This window comes from Clostridium sp. (genome assembly GCF_021443865.1).
GTDB lineage: Bacteria > Bacillota > Clostridia > Clostridiales > Clostridiaceae > Clostridium.
This window is the reverse complement of sequence record NZ_JABUTB010000122.1, coordinates 5,131-13,707: the sequence shown is the minus strand read 5'-3', so window position 1 is coordinate 13,707 and position 8,577 is coordinate 5,131. Positions and strand designations below refer to the sequence as shown.

General features: G+C 28.3%; 8 protein-coding genes. All 8 read right to left on the bottom strand.

What is annotated here, in order from left to right:
* A partial coding sequence (gene pilM, locus HUJ77_RS14460; RefSeq protein ID WP_291709803.1) for a pilus assembly protein PilM occupies positions 1-540 on the bottom strand: 540 nt, incomplete at its 3' end.
* A gap of 322 nt (positions 541-862) precedes the next feature.
* Positions 863-1,288, bottom strand: coding sequence for a prepilin-type N-terminal cleavage/methylation domain-containing protein (locus HUJ77_RS14455; protein WP_291709801.1), 426 nt, complete (start codon positions 1,286-1,288; stop codon positions 863-865).
* 388 nt (positions 1,289-1,676) lie between these two features.
* The gene (locus HUJ77_RS14450) at positions 1,677-2,879 is read right to left on the bottom strand and encodes a type II secretion system F family protein (protein ID WP_291709799.1); all 1,203 of its coding nucleotides are present in this window, start codon (positions 2,877-2,879) and stop codon (positions 1,677-1,679) included.
* A gap of 16 nt (positions 2,880-2,895) precedes the next feature.
* Positions 2,896-4,575 (bottom strand): GspE/PulE family protein, encoded by a 1,680-nt coding sequence (locus HUJ77_RS14445; protein WP_291709797.1) that lies wholly within the window; start codon positions 4,573-4,575, stop codon positions 2,896-2,898.
* Between the two features lie 146 nt (positions 4,576-4,721).
* On the bottom strand, positions 4,722-5,471 hold the full coding sequence (locus HUJ77_RS14440; RefSeq protein WP_291709795.1) for an A24 family peptidase: 750 nt from the start codon (positions 5,469-5,471) through the stop codon (positions 4,722-4,724).
* A 148-nt stretch (positions 5,472-5,619) separates the two neighbouring features.
* A complete protein-coding gene (locus HUJ77_RS14435; protein WP_291709793.1) occupies positions 5,620-6,018 on the bottom strand; it encodes a hypothetical protein in 399 nt (132 codons plus the stop codon).
* A gap of 130 nt (positions 6,019-6,148) precedes the next feature.
* Positions 6,149-7,774 carry a chaperonin GroEL gene (groL, locus tag HUJ77_RS14430; RefSeq protein ID WP_291709791.1) on the bottom strand — a complete coding sequence of 542 codons (1,626 nt, stop codon included), beginning with the start codon at positions 7,772-7,774 and terminating at the stop codon, positions 6,149-6,151.
* 14 nt (positions 7,775-7,788) lie between these two features.
* Positions 7,789-8,073 carry a co-chaperone GroES gene (gene groES, locus HUJ77_RS14425; protein ID WP_291709790.1) on the bottom strand — a complete coding sequence of 95 codons (285 nt, stop codon included), beginning with the start codon at positions 8,071-8,073 and terminating at the stop codon, positions 7,789-7,791.
* Between the last annotated feature and the right edge of the window lie 504 nt (positions 8,074-8,577).

Genomic DNA, 8,577 nt, shown 5'->3' with positions numbered 1-8,577 from the left:
ATCATCAACAATTTCATCTAAAACTATAAATTGAATTATGTAATCATCTAAATTTATAGGTAAATATTGTTGTATTTCATATCTAATTACAGTTTCCATTTCATCATCTTGAACTATAGGTATTGTAATATCTCTATTAATTATTGAAGATGAATTAGTTGTAAATATTACATCCTTAGCCTTTATATTATTTTCCTTTATTGAAAAATCCAATATATCTATAATAGCTTGAAGATTAAGTATCCTTCCATCAGATATACTATCCGCTGGAGTAGGTATTTGAATTAGTTTATTTAAACTAAGTTTATTCTTATTAAATTTTCCCTCTACTAACTTTATGGAATTACTTCCAAGATCAATAGATAAAACACTCTTTGCTTTTTCCCTAGTCTTCTTTTTATTTTCAGACTTACTTACATTATAAGAAGAATTTAAATCCTCTGACTTTTCCTTTTTAAAAAGCTTTCCTATATCTTTTACCTCTATAGAACCTAGGTCCTTTAGTTTTGAAAAATCAAACTTTTTCCTTTCCTGTGACATGGCTTCCCCTCCTGACTTGTAATGCATAATGCGTAATGCACAATGCATAATTAATGTAAAAACTCCTTCGGAGTTTATAGAATTAAAGAATGAAACTTCTCTTTTGCTAAAGCAAAATCTAAATTAAATAATTAATAGCTAAATTGATTCAGAATTTATAAATTACTATACTCAGCATTTTCTATTTATAATAATATTTAGCAACTAATAATTGTTTTATCTAATACTATCTTAATAAAATCTAAAACTTAAAATTATATTAGTAAAATGCAGATTAAATCTGCATTTTACTACTTTATTGCTATTATATAATACCTTCTTATTAAGGATTTGTTACTGATATTTTTGTTGGTGCTCCGTCAGTAGTTGGGAAAAACTTCATATTATCTGCTAATACAGTTACTCCACCATTTTCATCAATTTTAACTGTAAAGTTGTCTTCTTTAACACTTTTGGGTGTAGGTACAGTTTGTAAGTAATTGCCAATAGCTGTTGCAGCCTCATCAGCAGCAGTATTTAATGTAATAGTATCATCAGCAGCTTCTATATCTCCTTCTGCTATCAATGCAGTAACAGCATTTGCTATAGTTTTAGCGTTTGCTACATCTGATTTCACATTAGCATTTCTTCTAACATCTCCGAATTTTGGAATTGCTATTGCTGCTAGTATAGCTATAATTGCTATAACTATAATAAGCTCAATAAGTGTGAAGCCTTTCTTTTTCTTGTTTTTTAAGTTTTTAATCATATAAATTCCTCCTTAAATTTGTTTTATTTTGTTTTTATATTCTTTATATAAATTTTTAAAAATATAAACTAATTATTTTGCTACCCAAAATAGTGAAGAAGTAAGAGGTAATAGTGAAGAGTGAAGGTTAAAAATCCCTTGGATTTTTTCTATTTTCATTTTTTAATTCTTTCATTTCAAACTTTTACTGCTTTCTTTACTATTAACTTTTCTCTATTCTCTGCTTTATTATCTATTGATTAATCTTTAATAATAGCTACGCAATACTAACTAAAAGTGAAGTCTAAAATTCTCTGCATCTTTATTTCATTCCTTCATTTTTTCATTCTTTCATTCTTTAACTATTATCTATTAACTGCTCTCTTAACTATTCACTATTCACTATTCACTACATTTCTGTGTACATATTAAACATTGGTAGCATTATTGATATTACTATTGTTCCTATAACTACTCCCATTACTACTATTAGTAGTGGTTCTATTAGGGAGGTTGTGGTTTGTATTGCTTGTTCTACTTCGTCGTCGTAGAAGTCTGCTGTTTTGTTTAGGATTTCTTCTAGGGAACCTGATTCTTCTCCTATTTTTATCATTGATGATAGCATTTTAGGGAAGATATCATTTTCTCTTATTGGAGAGCTTAGTCCATCTCCTCTTACTACTCTGTCTCTTATTTTCATCATTGCATCTTCTGCTATTTTGTTTTCTAGTACTCCTGCTACTGTTGGTAGCGCTTGCACTAGTGATACTCCTGATGCTAATAGGGTTGATAGTGTTCTTGTGAATCTTGATACTATTATTTTTTTATTTAAATCCCCTATTATGGGAAGCTTTAGCTTTAATTTACTCATATTCACTATTCCATTTGGACTTTTTTTATAAATATTGAATAATACAATTACAATTCCTATGAATATTAAGATAAGAATTAAATTATTACTTAAAAATTTACTTGTACCTAGTAAAATTTTTGTTATTAAAGGAAGTGTTATTCCTTCTCCTTCAAACATTTCTACAAAGGTTGGCATTACAAAGGTCATTATAAAGAAAACTGCTACTACAGCTACTATACTTAGCATACTTGGATAAGTCATAGCTGATTTAACTTTATTATTAAGCTTGTTTTCCTTTTCAAAATGAACAGACATTCTAAGCATCATTTCATCTATATTTCCGCTAACTTCACCTGACTCTACCATGCTTATTAAAAGCTGTGGAAAGTATTTTTTGTGCTTTGCCATAGACTCTGATAATAATTCCCCTTTTTGAACATCTCCATCTATTACAGACAGGATTTCTCTTAGCTTTTTATTTGGAATTTCTGATGATAATATGTTTATGCAATTAGTTATAGTAACCCCAGCATCTAACATGGTGTAAAACTGTCTACAAAAAATTGCTAAATCTTTTGTTGTTACTCTTTGAAATAATTTAATTTCAATTTGCTTACTTTCAATTATTTCTTCTATCATTAGAGGATAAAGTCCACTTGAAGTTATCATATTTACTACATCATCTCTTGAGCCACCTTCAAAAGTTCCTTCTTTTTTGCTTCCCTCTTTTGTCATAGCTCTATATTTAAATTTTTTCATAACTTCTTATCACCCCTTATATATCTCTTAATAATGTTATAGTCGCAAGCTCTTCTATAGTAGTTACACCCTTTAAAACTAACTCCTTACATTCATCTGCAAGAGTTGTCATTCCGTTCTTAATTGAAATATCCTTTAAAACATTTGAATCTCTAGTTTTATTTATTGCATCCCTATGTTCTCTTGTTATTTCCATTATTTCATAGACACCTATTCTTCCACTATAGCCTGTATTATTACAATGACCACAGCCCTTGCCCCTATATAGTTTTAAAGTTTCATTTTCTTTTATATTAAATACACTTTTTTGATAATCTGAAGCTATATATTCTTCTTTACAATTAAGGCATATTTTCTTTACTAATCTTTGAGCTATTATTCCAGAAATAGATGTTGCAACTAAATAGGGTTCAACTCCCATATCTACTAATCTAGTCATAGTTGAAGGTGCATCATTTGTATGTAGAGTACTTAAAACTAAATGTCCTGTAATAGCGGCTTTAATTGCTATTTGTGCAGTTTCTTCATCTCTTATTTCCCCTATCATAACTATATCTGGGTCTTGTCTTAATATACTTCTAAGACCACTTGCAAAGGTTAACCCTGCCTTATTATTTACATTAACTTGATTAATACCATTTAAGGTATATTCCACTGGATCTTCTATGGTAATTATATTTACATTGCTAGAGTTAAGTTCACTTAAAACTGTATAAAGAGTAGTAGATTTACCACTTCCTGTAGGNACTATTCCATGAGGACTTGAAATTATACCATCTAATTTTTCTTGGTTCTTTTTAGTTAATCCAAGACTTTCCTTACCTAGCTTATAATTTTCTTTGCTTAATATTCTTATTACTATCTTTTCACCGTTTACAGTTGGTAAAATTGAAATTCTAAGATCTATATCTGTATTCCCAATCTTAGTTATTATTCTTCCATCTTGAGGTATTCTTTTCTCAGCTATATTTAAATTTGCAAGTATTTTAATTCTAGTTACTAATGGTGCTAAGCTCTCTATTCCAATAGTATTTACTGTTCTAAGTTCTCCATCAATTCTATACCTTATCCTAATTTCCTTCTCATAAGGCTCAATATGTATATCTGAAGCCCTCATTTCAACGGAATTTTTAAATAAGTACTCTATCATTTTTACAACTGGTGCATTTTTTACATCATCAATTTCTTCAACATCTACTGAAGTACCTTTTGATTCTATGGTTTCCTTTAAAAGTTCTTCTGCTGCTTTGTTAACTTCTTCACTACTATAATTAATTTGAACAAATTTATTAATATCTTTCTTTGGTGCAATAAAGGTCTTAACTTCTAATCCTGTTGATATAGAAATATCATCTATTGCAAAAATATTTAATGGATCTGAAAGGGCTACCATTATTTTTTCTTCTTGAAAACCAAAGGCTATTAAATTATATTTCATACAAAGATTTTGTGGTATTATCTTAATTGCCTTTTTATCAAAATTAACATTGTTTAAATCAACCTTTTGTATTCCTGTTTGTTTTTCTATAGCATCTATAATGTCTTCTTCTGAAACTATTCCACTATCAATTAAAACTTCTCCTAACTTTTTTCCTAAAAGCTTTTGAGTTTTTAAAGCACTTTGTAATTGAAATGGAGTTATTTTTTCTGCCATTATCAATATATCCCCAAGCCTTTTCTTTTGAATTATAGCCATGAAATTCACTCCTATATTAAATTATTATTTTAATTTATACAATTTAAAAAAATTCCTTTTTTAACCATTTTTACTGTTCATTTCTCATCATAATATAGACCATAGTCTTTTTCAAGCATAATTTGTATTTAAATTAAATTCACTTTTTAAATAAAAAAGCTTAAATAAAGTGACAACAATTCCTGTCCTATAAATATATAAATAATAGTTCCAATAGCTATATATGGACCAAAAGCAATTTCTGATTTTTTATCCTTTAATTTAAGTAATAATATTATTGATGCTACTATTCCTCCTAGAACTATAGCTAAAAATAAAGCTACCAAAACTCCTTGAATTCCTATAAATAATCCACAAATTCCAGCTATATCAGCATCACCTTGTCCCATGCCATTTGTAATTACTACTATTAGATATATAATTAAATATCCAATAACTCCACCTAAAAGATTATTAATTAATGTTGTATCTTTTGTATATAATCCTATTAATATATAAATAACGCCTAAAACTAACCCAAATATAGTTGTTGATGAATATACATCCTTACTTTCTAAATCTATATAAGAAATTACTATTAATAATGAAGCAAAAATACTATAAGCTACAAAGTTTAATGTTAATCCAAATCTTAAATACATTAGTAAATATATTACTCCATTTAAAATTTCAACTAATGGATACTTTATAGATATTTTTTCTCCACAACTTCTACATTTTCCCCTTAAAAATATATAGCTTATAACTGGAATAAGGTCTAAAACTTTAAGTTCATACCCACAAGCTGTACAATGTGATGCTGGGAAAACTATTGATTCCTCTCTAGGTATTCTATAAATACATACATTTAAAAAACTTCCTATACATAGCCCAATTATTAATACTAAAAATCCCATAATATCCTCCTAAAAATTTAAATCAAGGGTTCACTTGAAATATTATCCATTATTTATAATTTATAGTCAATTATTCTTTTTATTTTTATTGATATCATAAAAATAAGGTATCAATTATAATTACTTTCTATAACTGACACCTTTACATTTATTTCTTTTCATCTATGTTTAAAAATTCTCCATCTTTGTTAATAACAAAGTCAACTTCATCATTTAGTATTTTCCTTGCATCCTCTAAAGTTAAGATTTCTATTTTGGCAAAATTCTCTATATTTCTACATTTAGCTATGGCTTTTAATTTTTCACCATTTTCATTTTTTATATCCCTTATTGTATCTGAATCTTCAAATTCTATTCCATCATTTATCTCGACTGCTTTAATAGTTATAATTAAATCTCTAATGGATTCTTTAACTTCTATTTTTTTCGTTGTTTCTTTATAATTATTAAAGCTTATTAGCAATGTAGTTCCTAATATTGCTGAAACAATTACTAATATAGTTAACCTTATGTTTCTAATCTTCTCTCTTTTGCTTTTTACTCTCATAGTACTCCTCTACTTAGCTAATAAGTTATTTACTATAATTATAAGTTATAGATAGAATTCTATCAACATATTATGCCCTAGGAAATAGAAAAGGAACTGAATAAACAGTTCCTTTAAAAAGCATTTAATTTTAGTACATTCCGTCCATTCCCATTCCTGGCGCTCCTGGCATTGGAGTATCTTTTTGAGGAATATCTACTACAGCAGCTTCTGTAGTTAAGAATGTTGATGCAACTGAAGCCGCATTTTGAAGTGCTGATCTTGTAACCTTAGTTGGGTCAACAATTCCAGCTTTAATCATATTTACATATTCATTTCTTAAAGCATCATATCCCATTCCAGCTTCACAGCCCTTAACATGTTCAATAATAACTGAACCTTCAAGTCCTGCATTAGTTGCTATTTGTCTCATTGGTTCTTCTAATGCTCTTACTATAATATTAATACCAACTTGAGTATCTGGAATATCTGAAGTTACTTTATTTACTTCATTTATAATATTAGCATAAGCAGCTCCACCACCTGGAACTATACCTTCTTCTACAGCTGCCTTTGTAGCTGCTAGTGCATCTTCTATTCTTAATTTCTTTTCTTTTAATTCTGTTTCTGTAGCAGCACCAACTTTAATTACTGCAACTCCACCAGCAAGTTTTGCTAATCTTTCAGTTAATTTTTCTTTATCGAATTCTGAAGTAGTTTCTTCTATTTGAGCTCTTATTTGAGAAACTCTTTCTTTAATAGCTTCACTATCTCCTCTTCCATTAACTATAGTAGTATTTTCCTTTGTAACTTTTACACTTTCACATTGTCCAAGCATATCTAAAGTTACTTCCTTTATGTCTATGCCAAGTTCTTCTGATATAACTGTACCACCTGTTAATATAGCTATATCTTGAAGCATTTCTTTTCTTCTATCTCCAAAACCTGGTGCTTTTACAGCTACACATGTGAAAGTTCCTCTTAATTTATTAACTACTAATGTAGTCATAGCATCTCCTTCAACATCTTCAGCTATAATAAGTAATTTCTTACCTTGTTGAACAATTTGCTCTAATATTGGAAGTAATTCTTGAATATTTGAGATTTTCTTATCAGCTATTAATATTAAAGGATTATCTAAAACCGCTTCCATTTTTTCTGTATCTGTTACCATGTATGCTGATACATACCCTCTATCAAATTGCATACCTTCTACTACATCTAGTTCAGTACCCATTGATTTAGATTCTTCAACAGTTATAACTCCTTCATTTCCTACCTTTTCCATAGCATCAGATATTAATTTACCCACTTCTTCATCTGCTGCTGAAATAGCTGCAACTCTTGCAATATCTTCTTTTCCGTTTACAGGCTTAGAAATTTTCTTAATTTCATCAACAGCCTTATCAACTGCCATTCTAATACCATTTCTAATTAAAATAGGATTTGCTCCTGCTGTAACATTTTTTAAACCTTCTCTAATTATTGCTTGTGCTAAAAGTGTTGCTGTAGTAGTACCATCCCCTGCAACATCATTAGTTTTAGTAGCAACCTCTTTAACTAATTGAGCTCCCATATTTTCATATGGGTCTTCTAATTCAATTTCTCTTGCAATTGAAACACCATCATTAGTTATTAAAGGTGCTCCAAATTTCTTATCTAATACAACATTTCTTCCCTTTGGTCCTAATGTAACTTTTACAGTATCAGCTAATGTATCAACGCCTACTTGCATTGCTCTTCTAGCATCTTCACTAAATTTAATCATTTTTGCCATAATATATTCCTCCCTTACTCAACTATTGCTAAAATATCGTCTTGTTTTAAAATAGTGTACTCTTCACCTTCAACTTTTACTTCAGTACCAGCGTATTTTGAATAAAGTACCTTATCCCCAACTTTTACTTCCATATCTACTCTTTTCCCATCTACTATAGCTCCAGGTCCCACAGCTACAACTTTCGCTTCTTGTGGTCTTTCTTTTGCTGATCCCGTTAAAACAATTCCACTTTTAGTAGTTTCTTCAGCTTCTAACTTCTTAATTACTACTCTATCTGCTAGTGGTTTAATATTCATAAAAAAATCCCTCCTATTATATATATAAAAAATTATTATTATTATATCTATATTAGCACTCATCTTTATTAAGTGCTAACAATTTTATAATAATATTTTGATTTTCTTTTTTCAAATTGGAATCCTTATATTTTTCCACTAAATTTAATAAATATTACCATTTTCCATTGATTAGTTTCTATTTCCTTATTTTTATATCTATTTTCTTCATTTTATAGTATCTTTTTCTTTACACTCTTTTATTATATGAACTGTGCTATTAATTAAGACTAATCTAATAATTATATGGAATATAATAAAATTAATAATATAGTTAAAATATTTATTATTTGATTCCGCATTGAATTAAAAGTTTATAAAATATCACTATTAATCTTTCCTATTACTATATAAATTATCACCAAATCCATCTATATAAGATTAATTATATATGAAAAAAACTCCCTATAGTATAATCCCCTTATGGTAGACAAATATAAAAAGACCCTTATAATTAGGTTAGAT